Source organism: Nostoc sp. (assembly GCF_036917775.1).
GTDB lineage: Bacteria > Cyanobacteriota > Cyanobacteriia > Cyanobacteriales > Nostocaceae > Nostoc.
Genome location: NZ_JBALEQ010000027.1, coordinates 20,123 through 34,559, shown reverse-complemented (window position 1 = coordinate 34,559; position 14,437 = coordinate 20,123). Strand labels below are relative to the sequence as shown.

At 41.1% G+C, this 14,437-nt stretch carries 11 protein-coding genes; 7 read left to right on the top strand and 4 right to left on the bottom strand.

Annotation, left to right across the window (positions count from 1 at the left end; genetic code table 11):
• Positions 1-30 precede the first annotated feature (30 nt).
• From V7K69_RS04890 to V7K69_RS04865, 6 genes are all read left to right on the top strand, one after another.
• Positions 31-1,782 carry an ABC transporter permease subunit gene (locus V7K69_RS04890; RefSeq protein ID WP_335031954.1) on the top strand — a complete coding sequence of 584 codons (1,752 nt, stop codon included), beginning with the start codon at positions 31-33 and terminating at the stop codon, positions 1,780-1,782.
• 104 nt (positions 1,783-1,886) lie between these two features.
• A complete protein-coding gene (locus V7K69_RS04885; protein ID WP_335031952.1) occupies positions 1,887-2,369 on the top strand; it encodes a pentapeptide repeat-containing protein in 483 nt (160 codons plus the stop codon).
• Positions 2,370-2,434: 65 nt separating this feature from the next.
• Positions 2,435-3,598 (top strand): formate-dependent phosphoribosylglycinamide formyltransferase, encoded by a 1,164-nt coding sequence (gene purT / locus V7K69_RS04880; RefSeq protein WP_335031950.1) that lies wholly within the window; start codon positions 2,435-2,437, stop codon positions 3,596-3,598.
• A 96-nt stretch (positions 3,599-3,694) separates the two neighbouring features.
• Positions 3,695-4,657 (top strand): cysteine synthase A, encoded by a 963-nt coding sequence (gene cysK, locus V7K69_RS04875; RefSeq protein WP_335031948.1) that lies wholly within the window; start codon positions 3,695-3,697, stop codon positions 4,655-4,657.
• Between the two features lie 15 nt (positions 4,658-4,672).
• On the top strand, positions 4,673-5,374 hold the full coding sequence (locus V7K69_RS04870) for a J domain-containing protein (RefSeq protein ID WP_335031946.1): 702 nt from the start codon (positions 4,673-4,675) through the stop codon (positions 5,372-5,374).
• Between the two features lie 113 nt (positions 5,375-5,487).
• Entirely contained in the window at positions 5,488-6,360 is an 873-nt protein-coding gene (locus V7K69_RS04865; RefSeq protein ID WP_335031943.1) for a 6-carboxytetrahydropterin synthase, read from the top strand.
• 161 nt (positions 6,361-6,521) lie between these two features.
• On the opposite strand, the gene V7K69_RS04860 is transcribed toward V7K69_RS04865, so the two are convergent.
• The 4 genes from V7K69_RS04860 to V7K69_RS04845 all read right to left on the bottom strand — a co-directional run bounded on the left by V7K69_RS04860 (position 6,522) and on the right by V7K69_RS04845 (position 10,992).
• On the bottom strand, positions 6,522-7,079 hold the full coding sequence (locus V7K69_RS04860; protein WP_335031941.1) for a Uma2 family endonuclease: 558 nt from the start codon (positions 7,077-7,079) through the stop codon (positions 6,522-6,524).
• Between the two features lie 32 nt (positions 7,080-7,111).
• Positions 7,112-8,080: a PrsW family intramembrane metalloprotease gene (locus tag V7K69_RS04855; protein WP_335031939.1), complete on the bottom strand. Its 969-nt coding sequence runs from the start codon at positions 8,078-8,080 to the stop codon at positions 7,112-7,114.
• On the bottom strand, positions 8,073-8,993 hold the full coding sequence (locus V7K69_RS04850; protein ID WP_335031937.1) for a class I SAM-dependent methyltransferase: 921 nt from the start codon (positions 8,991-8,993) through the stop codon (positions 8,073-8,075). Before V7K69_RS04850 ends, V7K69_RS04855 begins: the two co-directional genes overlap by 8 nt.
• A 319-nt stretch (positions 8,994-9,312) precedes the next feature.
• Positions 9,313-10,992, bottom strand: coding sequence for a DUF3352 domain-containing protein (locus V7K69_RS04845; protein ID WP_335031935.1), 1,680 nt, complete (start codon positions 10,990-10,992; stop codon positions 9,313-9,315).
• Positions 10,993-11,545: 553 nt separating this feature from the next.
• Between V7K69_RS04845 and V7K69_RS04840 the strand changes: the two genes are divergently transcribed.
• Positions 11,546-14,185, top strand: a complete 2,640-nt coding sequence (locus V7K69_RS04840) for a M1 family metallopeptidase (protein WP_335031933.1) — start codon at positions 11,546-11,548, stop codon at positions 14,183-14,185.
• Positions 14,186-14,437 lie beyond the last annotated feature (252 nt).

Below are 14,437 nucleotides of genomic sequence, written 5' to 3'. Positions count from 1 at the left end.
ATAACTCCCCATTTTTGGAGAATTTTTCTTATGATGCCCAATTTTATAGACAAAATCGGCGATTGGAATCCGCAACTATTGCGGGAACTCAAAGGAAGGCTGAAATTTTTTAATGTGGCGATCGCAGTTGCAACATCCTTACTTCTACAACTGGTAGTTTTTTTATATCAATTACGCGAGTTTCCTGACGATCAATACTCACTAACAAACACATACTGTCGTTTAAGTCAAGTATATCAACGGCAACAAAACCAGATTTACCAGCAATCAGATCAATATCAAATTCCTAACTTAAGTGATTTACTCACAAAGAATATTTGTCCCCAAAATCAAATTGATTGGCAATTGTGGTGGCGAGATCATTGGGAATATATATTCTTGACTTTGAGTGTAATTTTTGTATTTACACTATTAGTTGCAGGAACTTATTTATTAATCAACGATTTAGCCAAAGAAGAAAGTCGCGGTACATTGAATTTCATCCGTCTTAGCCCCCAATCAGAAACTAGTATATTAACTGGTAAATTACTAGGAGTACCGAGTTTAGTTTATCTCGTCATCTTAGTTGCAGTTCCTTTACATCTGTTGGCTGGGCGTTCTGCTGAAATTGCCTTTAGTTACATTTTGAGTTACTACGCCATTCTTGTTGCTAGCTGTATTTTCTTTTACAATTCCGCATTGCTATTTGGTTTAATTAGTCGTTTATTTAGCGGTTTTCAGCCTTGGTTAGGTAGCGGTGCAGTATTGCTTTTCTTGTTCACAGTAATGGGGTTTGCATCATCGTCTTCTAGCAACATTTTAAATAACTCAACTGCTTGGATCAGGCTTTTCTCTCCTTGGGATACAATAAATTATCTGTTTCCTAACTTGTTACGTGTATACAATGGTTCTCAACTGAAAAACCTAGAGTTTTTCTATTTACCATTAGGGACAAATGTTGTTAGTATTGTTGGTTTTCATTTATTAAATTTGGGATTGTGCAGTTACGGAATCTTACAAGCTCTGAAACGTTCCTTCCGTAATCCTCAAGCCTCAATTATTAGCAAGGGACAAAGTTATGTATTAGTAGCTTTTTGTCAGGTAATGATGTGGGGCTTTACCTTACAATCTTGGAATAATTCTGACTTTGATGAACAGGTTGGGCAAAATTTAGTTTTTCTGGCAATATACAATTTGGGCTTACTTTTGAGTTTGATTGCCATTCTTTCCCCTCATCGTCAAGATGTACAAGATTGGGCAAGATATCGACATCAAGAAGCTTCTAGCCGCAAGAGTGTTTGGCGGGATCTAATTTGGGCAGAAAAAAGCCCTGCACTTGTAGCGATCGCTATTAATCTGGCAATTGTGACTATCCCTTTGCTAGTCTGGGTTTCAATTACATCTGTTTTCGATACAGAGCATAGTGAGAATTTTGACAGGTTGAAAGTACTTTCATCTGTAGCTTTGTCTATTAGCATCATCATGATTTACGCTACTATTGCCCAATTGATACTTTTACTGAAAACTCCCAAACGTTCTTTCTGGGCAATAGGTACTATAGGTACGGTAACGTTCTTACCACCGATGATTCTAGAATTTCTTGGTATGTCCGCGTGGAAACATCCTACTGTATGGCTGTTTTCACCCTTTCCGTGGTCAGCAATCCAATATTCTGGGGCGACAACAATTTTTATGGCATTCCTGGCTCAGTTGAGTGTTTTGGCATTGTTAAATTTCCAGTTGACAAAGCAGGTAAGATTAGCAGGTGAATCTGCTACGAAAGCATTGTTAGCCGGACGCTAGGGTAAAACTTTATACATGAGAACCCCGATTTCTGTGAGAAGTCGGGGTTCTTGTATTAAGGTTAAACTTTTAATTAGCACGAGTATAGTAATAACCTGACAATCATGCTAAATCTGCCGACTCAAGACCTACGCCATACAGCCATCCAGTTTTTAGAGCAAAGTCCCTTACAACGTCTACAAATTCTTAAGCAACTGGGAATTGGTCGTTATGAGTTTTTAACTAAAATCCGCCTAAATGAAGCAAATATCACCTGTATGATGCGGTTTTTTAAATATCCAAGTCAGCTAAAATTTCCAAATCTAATCGGAGCAGATTTATCTGGCTTAATTTTAGATGATGTAAACTTCATCCGAGGAAATTTGTCTGGAGCAAATCTACAAGGTAGTAGTTTAGTCAATGCAGACCTTTTATTTGCAAATTTAATGAAAGCCGATTTAAGAAATGCAGATTTGCAAGGTGCAACTTTGGATGAGACGATTTGGTTAGAGGCTCTAGTTGATAAGTGTCACCTGGGTCTAGGTACTGGTTTAACTCTGCTACAACGTCAAGATTTACAACTGCGCGGGGCTAGATTTAACTCTTGAAAAGACGTTAATTGAAACACAAAAAACTATAAGATTATTGGATCGAGATTGGTCTGGATAAGTTGATGAATATTAAGTTGCCCCAAAAATTGATGCTGCTAGGTTCAGGAGAACTAGGGAAAGAATTGGCGATCGCGGCTCAACGTCTTGGCAATTATGTGATTGCCGTTGACCGCTATCCCAATGCTCCCGCTATGCAAGTGGCTGATGCCTCTGAAGTGATTTCTATGCTCAGTGCTGATGATTTAGAAGCTGTAGTGACAAAACATCAGCCAAATATTATCATACCAGAAATTGAAGCTATTAGAACAGAAAAACTGATCGAATTTGAGCAGCGAGGGATTACAGTTATACCAACTGCGGCTGCCACCAACTATACAATGAACCGCGATAGAATTAGGGAACTGGCGCATCAACAATTGGGCATTAGAACGGCTAAATATGGTTATGCAACAACCCTAGAAGAATTGATTACAATTTCTGATGAAATTGGGTTTAGTAATGTTGTTAAACCTGTGATGTCATCCTCTGGTAAAGGTCAGTCTGTAGTGCAGGATAAGAGTGAAGTTGAGAAAGCATGGAATTATGCGATCGCAAATTCTAGAGGAGACAGTCAAAAGGTAATTGTAGAAGAATTTATTAATTTTGAAATCGAGATAACATTACTAACAATTAAACAGTGGAATGCACCGACTATTTTCTGTCCTCCAATTGGTCATCGCCAAGAACGAGGAGATTATCAAGAATCGTGGCAACCCGCACTAATTTCTGAAGATAAGATATTAGAATCTCAAGAAATAGCAAGAAAAGTTACTGATGCTTTAGGAGGAGCCGGAATTTTTGGCGTTGAATTTTTCATTACTAAAGATGAAGTGATTTTTTCCGAACTTTCTCCCAGACCGCACGATACGGGAATGGTGACATTAATCTCACAAAATCTCAATGAATTTGAACTACATCTAAGAGCAATTTTAGGTTTGCCAATTCCTCATATAGAACAGTTAGGAGCCTCAGCTAGTGCGGTAATTTTAGCTTCCGAAAAATCTGATTCTATTGGTTTTACAGGCGTAGCCGATGCTTTGTCAGAAAAAGATGTCGATATTAGATTATTTGGTAAACCTAATGCTCATCCATATCGACGAATGGGAGTAGCTTTAGCCAAGGGTCTGAATATCGAAGAGGCTAGGGAAAAAGCTACTAAAGCCGCAAGTAAAATCACAATTATTTAATCAAAAGCTGATGAGTGCCTAAATCAAAGGTGATGCTCTGTTTCCGAAGCTAGTTCCGACGCAATGACAAATGACAAATGACAAAGGACTATAATTATGCGAATTGCTCGTAACATTACAGAACTTGTTGGTCGTACACCCCTAGTTCAGTTGAACCGCATTCCTCAAACAGAAGGATGTGTTGCGGAAATTGTGGTGAAACTAGAAAGTCTCAACCCATCGGCATCAGTCAAAGACCGGATTGGGGTGAGTATGATTAACGCCGCCGAAGAGGAGGGACTGATTACTCCTGAGAAGACAATATTAGTAGAACCCACTTCTGGAAATACAGGAATTGCCCTAGCAATGATAGCAGCAGCTAAGGGTTATCGATTAATTTTGACAATGCCAGAGACCATGAGTGGTGAGCGTCGGGCAATGTTGCGGGCTTATGGAGCAGAACTGGAATTAACGCCAGGTATGGAAGGCATGAGTGGGGCAATTAGACGAGCGCAGCAAATAGTTAATAGTACGCCAAATACCTATATGTTGCAGCAGTTCCGCAATCCAGCTAATGCTAAAGTGCATCGAGAAACTACAGCTCTTGAAATTTGGGAAGATACTGATGGACAAGTAGATATAGTTGTGGCGGGTGTGGGCACTGGTGGTACGATCACTGGGGTAGCAGAAGTGATTAAAGCACGCAAACCTAGTTCTAAAGCGATCGCAGTTGAACCAGCCAATAGCCCAGTTTTATCTGGGGGACAGCCAGGGCCACACAAAATCCAAGGAATTGGCGCTGGGTTTATTCCGCAAGTTCTCAAGATAAAATTGATAGATGAAGTGATTACCATCACCGATGACGAAGCGATCGCTTATAGTCGGCGTTTGGCAAAAGAAGAAGGGCTACTATCTGGTATTTCCAGTGGAGCCGCTTTATGTGCAGCAATTCGCGTTGCTCAACGTGAAGAAAACAAAGGGCGTTTAATTGTGATGATTCAGCCCAGCTTTGGTGAGAGGTATTTGAGTACACCGTTGTTCCAAGACCTGGAGGCAAGATTAGCCGCTAGCATCAGCTAACGATACATTGAATTAATGGTCAATTCTAAGCACGTTTCTAACCATTACGAAACTCTCAAAGTTAGTCCAAGTGCCAGCCTTGCGGAGATTAAGCAAGCTTATCGCCGCTTGGTTAAGTTATTTCATCCTGACAGTAATCAGGACACAGCCGATCGCGATCAGATTATTCTCATCAATGCAGCTTATGAAATCTTAGGTGACAACCATAATCGCCGCAATTATGACCAACAACTGCAAAATGACTCTCAAAAATTAAATAGCGATCGCCAACAGCGTACAGCATCAGCCCAACAGCACTACCAGACAAAACGAAAAACCGGACGGGATGTTGATGAGCAAGTTGAAGAATGGTTGCGCCAAGTTTATCAACCAGTTAATCGTTTGCTTTGTACCATTCTTTATTCCTTAGAAGAACAAATGGAGCAATTGGCTGCCGATCCTTTTGATGATGAGTTGTTAGATGAATTTCAGGAATACTTAAGAACCTGTCGAGATGACCTCAAGCAGGCACAAATTACTTTTCGCTCCCTGCCAAATCCCCCTAGTCTAGCAAGAACGGCGGCTCACCTCTATTACAGCCTCGATCAAGTAGCAGATGGACTCGATGAATTAGGTTATTTTCCTTTGAACTACGATGAGCGTTATTTACACACAGGCCAAGAATTATTCCGCATAGCTACAGGGTTACACTGTGAAGCACAAGCATCTGTTACATAGTTCATTGGTAATTGGTGAAATAACAAATGACTAACGACTACTGACAAAGAAATTAGTTTATGCTGGAAACAGAAAAAGATTAAGAAATTTTAAATTCTGCTCATAGTGTACTCATGCAATGTATTGTTAATCGCCGCGCCCAGTTTTCGGCAAGTCATCGCTATTGGTTGCCAGAACTGAGTGAAGCCGAGAATATTGAAAAATTTGGTGCTTGCTCTAAATTTCCTGGACACGGACATAACTATGTCTTATTTATCTCCCTTGCCGGGGAATTGGATAAGTATGGTATGGTGCTGAACTTGTCTGATGTCAAACACGTAATTAAACGAGAAGTTACCAGTCAATTGGATTTCTCTTATATCAATGATGCGTGGACAGAATTTCAACAAACTCTACCCACCACTGAAAATATTGCCCGGATTATCTGGCAGAGGTTAGCACCGCATTTGCCTTTAGTGCGTGTGCAGTTATTTGAACATCCTGAACTTTGGGCAGATTATATAGGAAACGCAATGGAAGCATACCTTACTATCAGTACTCACTTTAGCGCCGCCCATCGGCTAGCTCATCCTCATCTCAGTAACGAAGAAAACACTGAGATTTATGGTAAGTGCGCCCGTCCCAACGGTCACGGACACAACTATCATCTAGAAATTACCGTCAAAGGGGAAATTGACCCACGCACCGGCATGATTGTCGATTTAGGGGGTTTGAATCAAGTGATCGAAGATTATGTGGTTGAACCATTCGATCACACTTTTTTAAATAAAGACATTCCCTACTTTGCCGAAATTGTGCCCACTGCTGAGAATATCGCACTTTACATTAGTAATTTATTGCGATCGCCCATTCAAGAATTGGGAGCTAAACTTTACAAAGTGAAACTGATTGAAAGTCCTAATAACTCCTGCGAAATCTACTGCACGGAGTCAGAATCAGATTCAGTCAGCGCAGATGTGAATCAGCCAGTATTAGCACGGGTTTAGCTAATTGTAAATTTAGACATAGGACATTTTTAATAATTCGTAATTCGTAATTATTAAAATTTATTTTATTCTCTTCGGTTCTCTGCGGGTTAAAAGTGATTTATTTAACCGCAGAGGAACAGAGAACACAGAGTAAAGAGGATAATCGAAAGAATCCAAGCCTAGAAAAGTTTATTGACTAAGCAGGTGAAACCAGGTAGCAAAGGACTTGTCAGTTCATCTTGACTAAATAGAGTAGCTGCTAACTTTAATGCAGCCTGTTCACGTCGATAAACTTCAACTTTCTTTTGTATAGAATCACAAATCCAATATTCCTGAACCCCTTGCACTGAGTAAAGCTTTAGCTTTGTTTCTCTGTCGCGTTTCTCATTTTTTTCACCAGGTGAGAGAACTTCTATTACTAACTCTGGTGCGCCGGTAAGGTGTCCAGCCTCATCTAGCAAGTATTTTAAGCGTTCATGACTTGCCCACACCACATCAGGGATCACATTGTCCGAATCTGAAAAAATGATTCCAGGTGCGATCGCAGCTTTACCTAAACCACTTTCATCTGACCAATTGTTAAGAACTGTAACAATATTGCCACAACTTGATTGATGATCCCAACTAGGTGATTTAGTCACAAATAGTTCTCCATCAATAATCTCATAGCGATTTCTGCGATCGCCAGCGAATAACTCTAGGTCATCTGTCGTCCAACGCACTGGAGTTGTTTGCATAGAAACCCCCTAGCATTTTCTTAAATCATATTTTAAAAATACCGACGACGGGCGGAATGTCGCAAATAGCGATAAATGCCCCAAGCTAAAACTCCAAAAAAGAGATTTAGCAAAAAGCGACTAAATATAAACCACAAAATATAACTGTCCAAAAGCTTGGACGGATTCAAAGGAATAATTTTATTGGCTAAGAGAAACAGCCCAAAAATAGCATTTCCACCCAGCACTAGGGCAAAAAGCACTAAACCCCTCTGCCAGTAACGTCGCTGGGGTGTACGTTCTGAAATCAGGGTAATTACAGGTTTACCTTGCACTTTTCGCAGTAATTGTTCTAGTCGCCAAAACATCCACAATAAAAACGGAAATAAACCATAATTAAGGAAACATAGCGCTAGTGAGTAACTGCAAGCACTAGATAGAATATTAACTAGGGCATGACAGATTACAGAATTCAGCCAAGCCCGAAAAATGAACTTCCTGTCTTGATGTAACCGATTTTTAGACGAAATATACATTCCCAAGGCATATCCCCAAGGCGCAGAGAACATGGCATGGACTGGCGTGCTAATAGTACGCCCAAGAATTGATCCTGTATTGTGAAAAAGATAAATCCAGTTCTCTTCGGCGGTAAATCCAAGGGCAACGGCTATGGTGAAGAGGAAAACAGTTGAGGGAAGTAATCGATACGTGCGTTGCAAATAGTAGGTTGGCACAACAACCCCTGCTAACTTACAGCCTTCTTCAATTGAACCTACTTCCACAAGCTGCCGCAAGATTGCACCAGGAAGCGTTTGCTTGATCCGTTCCCAATCTACAATCCAATTGGCTACAGTTTCAAAATTTGATTCAAGTCTAAGGGCTAAAAGACCAGATATTGCCCCGATGCTAAAGAACATCAGTAACTTTAACAGAGGCGGGGCAAATGGTACTCGATAGTAGTAGTAGCCTAGCAGCAGCAAGGGTGGTATTGCTGACCACAGCAGTAGAGAAAAATCAACCACTCACCTGAGCAATTACTGTGCGGTGACGGTGGGTATTGTTAGTGATAGTAGGAGTTTGGAAACCTGCCTCAACAACAGCTTGCTCAATGTCCAAAGCAAAATATTCATCTAAATATGGTTCAGTACTTTTGAGCAAAGTCAAAATGTAGGCTGGCATTTTCTGGTAAACTTCAGACTTGGGATTCATATCCATGATTGCCAAGTAGCCACCCGGACGTAGCACGCGCCGCATTTCAGCAAAAATCTGTCGGGTTGCTGACTGGGGTAATTCGTGACACATCAGAAAAATTGAGACTAAATCAAAAGAGGCATCTGGTAGCCCAGTAGATTCTGCTTGGGCATGAAGCCAGTTAATTTTAGCTTGACGTTGCCCAGCGCGGTAATTGGCAACAGCTAAGAAGTAGGGAGATAAATCCAAGCCTGTAATTTTGGCATGGGGATAAATTTCTTGCATGGTAAATGTACTCAAACCCACACCACAGGCCAAATCTAGGATTTCTTGGGGTTGATTAGGGATTTGCGCTTTGAGGATATCGTGGTAACTTTGGCGCAGTCTAGCATCTCCTTCTGCTCCAGCATCCTGCCAAATTCCGGCGTGGACGGCACAAGCAGCAACTTCCAATTCAAAAGCGGCTTTCCAACTGAGATCTCCGTCTTCGTAGGCATGGAATGGCCGCAAATAGTATTCTGGGTAGGAAAGCTCAGGATTTTGTACTTGAGCTAGATCAGCGTTCCAATCACGCGCTTGTAGTGTTTCGACTTCTTGCGTCCAAGGCACACCAATTCTTTCGGCACGTTTAATCATCATTTGTCTAGCTTGATGTTTGGCTAGGTTGGCTAAAGGCTTGATTGCCAGTACGCCATTTACCAAGCGGGAAGCGAAGCTAGGAGCAGTTTTTACAGTAGCAGTCATAAATTAATTTGCGTTCACAGCTTTTTTACTTATGACATAATTGCTGGACGGCAGTCTAGAAATGAATTGAATTATATAACGTGTGAAGAACAATGTTATGCAATCTTGACATTAATTAAGTGGGGAATGGGGAATGGGCATTGGGAAATGGGGAATGGGAAATGGGGAATGGGAAACGGGGAATGTGGGAGTTCAAAGGAAAGATCATTACTTTGAGCTTTGAACTTGGAACTTCGACCTTTGAACTCGAAACTTCGACCTCTAAACATAAAGCGTAAAGCGTCAAGCTTAGAACTTACTATTCCCAATTCCCAATTCCCTATTTTGCAGAAGGCTTGAGAGCTAACAACATCTCTAATTCACTGGTGGATTTATCGGGGCTATTAGCGGTAAAACCAAGACCACGAATGGAATTAAGGATGGTGATGGTATTAGCATCAGATGAAATTAAACTATTAACCAGGGGTACACTTTTAGTTTTATCCATATCCAAATAGAAATAGCCGCCGTTGGGTTTTTGCAAAGAACCAGTAACGGCTTTGAAAGCGTCGCTATTATCAAGAGATTGATTTTTGCGATCGCTCATCGCATCGGCAATTGGGCCACCAAGAGCCACAAATACAGTGTCTTGATCTAGCCAACCATGCGCCAATAAAGCTCCCTGCTTGGGGATTTGCCATTCAGTTACGTCTTTACCACCGATATTTCTATTGGCGATGTTGATTTGTTGTACTTTGGCCAAATTATCCAATTTTGTCAAGGTGGCTTCGGCTGTTTTGCGATCGCTAGTGTCAAATACTAAAGCACCGCCAAAACCAACGCTGGCTAACACTCCCTGATTGGATGGAATAGCACCAAAGGCAAATTCCCCATTCATCCAGCCAAAAATATCCTTATCCAGGTCAATATTGGCAATTTTCACTTGTCCTCGCGCTTGCTCCAGAGCCTGCTTCATTTCTGGATAATCTTTTGACTGTTCTACTAAGGTTTCCCAGCCACGGCTGATGCCATTTCCGCTAATCAGAGCAAAGGTATCAGTAGGAAATTGCCCAACTATATTTCCCGGACTTGATTGATACTGGAATTTATTCAACTGTGGATCTAAATTAGCGATCGCTTTTACCCGCACTCCTGCATCATCAACACCAACACCAGCTACCACAGATTTTATCTGCTTCAGTTGCGCCAACGCTTGTGGAGGTAACTGCTTTGCCTGCTGACTTCCGGCAGTTAACTGCTGTACCATGCCTGCATAGTCTGGTACATAAATTTGGGCGAGGCTATTTTTAACATCCACTCCTTTACTGAGAATGCTGCTTGCACCTTCTTTACTGGCAAAAGAAGACTGTCCCTTAAAGGTGTCAATTGCTTTTTCTACAGCTTGCTTTTCGGGGGCTAATATCAAGTGACTATTATTTAAAACTACGCTATATGTCGGCTTACCATTTTCTGTAGTTTCAAGAATTTTTTGACCTTGGTAGTCAGATTCCTGGGATTTCACCCCTTTCTGTGACTTCAATTTGTTAGCAAAATTCAAGGCACTGATTTTATCCTTGATTCCCACTACTATCAGGATATTTGATTCCTGCTGTAAATTTGTTGGTACATTAGGTGCCCCGGAGGGCACTTTTAACTGTGCCGGTTTCACAGAATTTGGTGGTAGTACAGCAATCATTACACCACCAACCCAAGGCTTTATGTCTTTTTCATAAGAAACGTTACCGTCACTGAACATTTGCTTATTGAAATCTTCCAGACCTTTTGCCACTAACTTTTGTGCTTCTGGAGTGCCAAATTGCTGTAACTTTGCCCAAGCTTGAGGGTCAGTAGTAATATAAGTTGCCATCAATGCTGTTGAAGGTACTAATTTAGCACTGCCGAGAGCGTCTGAGCTACTTCCTGATGGGCCTTTCAAATACATATAAGCCGCGATACTGCCTGCTACAACGAGAGCAGCACCAACCACAGGAATGAAAAACTTTGATTTACTTTCGGGCATTTTATTATCCTCTTTTGCTCAGATTGTCACCGAGATTTATACAAGTGTCACTGTAGAGTTTTCGGATTTATTAATATTTTCCGCTCATTGATCGGTATTTACTGATAAAATTAGTAGTCCTATAAGCTAGCAGTCGCAAATAATTACCCTAAAAAAGACTCCAAGGGAATGAGGAGCGAATCCGCAAATGATATGCTGTTCATCTCAAAGAAAATAGCCTGCTCAACAGCAGCAAGTTATCCTAAGTTATAAGAACAATTAGGAGTATTTGTACTTAATGAGAATCGATCGAGGTGCAAGAGACACTTGACTCGATGACAAAAAAGTGCAAAACATCAGTAAAAGGAAATGCGGGAGGGATATGGAAAAAAGTCCCAAGATCGACAATCGATCTTCGGAAACTTGGGTGAGATTAATTTCAATCCTCCAATCCCCAATGGGAATCTTAAGCCCCATACTGCCCGATTGATTTGGGAAATACAGATACCGCTATTTTGCTTAATTACATCTAGCCAAGCCAGACTTTTCAGGATTACAAGGTCAGTAAGGATCAATGTCGAAGTCTTATTTTGATACAGATAATAACGGACACAAACCTTTTGAGTTACCGGGAGCAAGACCACACTACAATCCCGATCGCCCCGGACAGGTGGAGCATATTTTTCTCGATCTCAGCTTAGATATCCCTAAGCAGAGCTATCAGGGCAGTTGTAGCATTCGCCTCTTGCCAATCCGTAATGGCATTGACCGTTTGACTTTGGATGCTGTCAACCTGAATATCGAGTCTGTGCAGGTGGACGATGTGCCACAAAATTTTGACTACGACGGGGAACAGCTTTCTATCCAACTTTCTGAGACGACTCAGATCGGTAAACGCTTGCTGATTGCGATCGCCTACTCGGTGGAAAAACCGCAACGCGGCATTTATTTTATCCAACCAGATAAGCACTATCCAAACAAGCCCACTCAAGTTTGGACTCAGGGAGAAGACGAAGACTCTCGCTTTTGGTTCCCCTGCTTTGACTATCCAGGACAATTATCTACTTCCGAAATTCGCGTTCGTGTCCCTAACCCACTCGTAGCGATTTCCAACGGCGAACTGATTGACACCACAGAAGATGGTGATTGTAAAATCTACCATTGGTTACAGCAACAAGTTCATCCTACTTACTTGATGACTTTGGCAGTAGGTGACTTTGCCGAAATTCAGGATGAGTGGAAGGGTAAACCAGTCACCTACTACGTAGAAAAAGGACGGGAGGAAGATGCTAAACGCAGCATGGGCAAAACTCCCCGGATGATCGAATTTTTGAGCCAAAAGTATGGTTATTCATATCCTTTCCCGAAATATGCCCAGGTTTGTGTAGATGACTTCATCTTTGGCGGGATGGAAAACACCTCCACAACCTTGTTAACAGATAGATGTTTGCTGGATGAACGCGCCGCTTTAGATAACCGCAACACCGAAAGTTTAGTCGTCCACGAACTCGCCCACCAGTGGTTTGGTGATTTGGTGGTGATTAAGCATTGGTCTCATGCTTGGATTAAGGAAGGAATGGCTTCCTATTCTGAGGTGATGTGGACAGAACAGGAATATAGTCTAGAAGAAGCAGCTTACTATCGTTTTTTAGAAGCTCGTCGTTACATTAGTGAAGATAGCAGCCGCTACCGTCGCCCAATGGTAACACATATTTACCGCGAAGCTATTGAACTTTACGATCGCCACATCTACGAAAAAGGGTCTTGTGTTTATCACATGATTCGGGCCCAATTGGGAGATGAATTATTTTGGCAGGCTATTCAAACATTTGTTCAAGATAATGCCCATAAAACTGTAGAAACTATAGATTTACTTAGGGCAATTGAAAAGGCTACTGGACATAATCTTTTGTTCCTCTTTGACCAATACGTTTATCGTGGTGGCCATCCCGATTTTAAGGTAGCTTACTCTTGGGATGGGGATGCTAAGTTAGCAAAAATTACGGTAACTCAAACTCAAGCTGCTGAAGATAAAAATGGCAGTAAGGATTTGTTTGATTTAAAAATACCTATTGGTTTTGGCTATACCCAACCAGAAGTCAGAAGTGAAGAGTTAGGAGTTAAAAATAATCCCCAACTCACAACTCCTAACTCACAACTCAAAACTTTTGTAGTACGGGTAAATGAACGAGAACAAAGTTTCTATTTTCCCTTAGAAAATAAGCCCCAATATATCAGCTTTGATGTTGAGAATAATTACCTAAAAACAGTAACTTTAGAGTATCCAATAGCAGAGTTAAAAGCACAATTAGAATCTGACCCCAACCCAATTTCACGCATCTATGCAGCAGAAGCTTTAACGAAAAAAGGCGGGTTAGAAGCGATAAAAGCACTATCTGCGTCCCTCAAAAATGACCCATTGTGGGGTGTGCGCGTGGAAGTAGCAAAACAACTAGCCAAAATTAATTTAGACCAAGCTTTTGATGGCTTAGTTCTGGGATTAAAAGATAAAAATGCTTATGTGCGACGATCTGTAGTGGAAGCACTTGCTCAAATCAAAACTGCTGAAAGCTATAAAGTTGTAAGAGGGTTGTTGCAAAAGGGCGATCCTAGCTACTACGTGGAAGCAGCAGCATCTCGTGTGATTGGGGCAATTGCATCTGCAAACTTGGAAGAAAAATCCAAGGAAGATAAGGTATTAAAGCAACTCAAAGGCATTTTAGAAGAAAAAGCCGGTTGGAATGAAGTAGTGCGGAGTGGTGCGATCGCTGGTTTAGCTGAATTCAAAACCTCGGAAGCAGCTTTAAATCTACTACTCGAATACACCAAAATCGGTGTACCACAACCTCTACGTTTAGCCACCATTCGCGCTTTAGGCAAGATTTCTGTAGGTCAAAGTCCGGTTAATTTGGAACGGATTTTAGAAAAATTAGCAGAACTAGCCAAAGAAACCTTCTTTTTAACCCAAGTGGCGGTAGCAGCAGCATTGGGACAAATGGAAACACCCAAAGCAGTCGGAATTTTGCGATCGCTAGCGGAACAAACAGCCGATGGGCGTGTCCGTCGCAATGCTGAAGAAGAAATTTCCAGGGTGCAAAAGAACATCGGTTCAGAAAAAACCCTCCGTCAATTGCGTGAAGATTTCGACCAACTCAAACAACAAAACCAGGAATTGAGAAGCCGTTTAGAAAACTTGGAGGCCAAATCTAAATAGCAGCAGATGATAGTTAAAAGTTGGTAATTGGTAATTGTGGTAAAACCACTACCAATTACCAAAGTTGTATTTAACGCTCTAATTTTTATTATTCAAAAAGCTTCTTAATATACACTCTTTTAAAAAAGTTAATTTTCCTTAAATAGTTATTTTTTACACATAGAATATTACAATTTTCACTTAATAGAGTAAGTATAAATAAACATAATATCAAGATTCATGACTGACCACAGAAGTTATGAATCCTTCTCC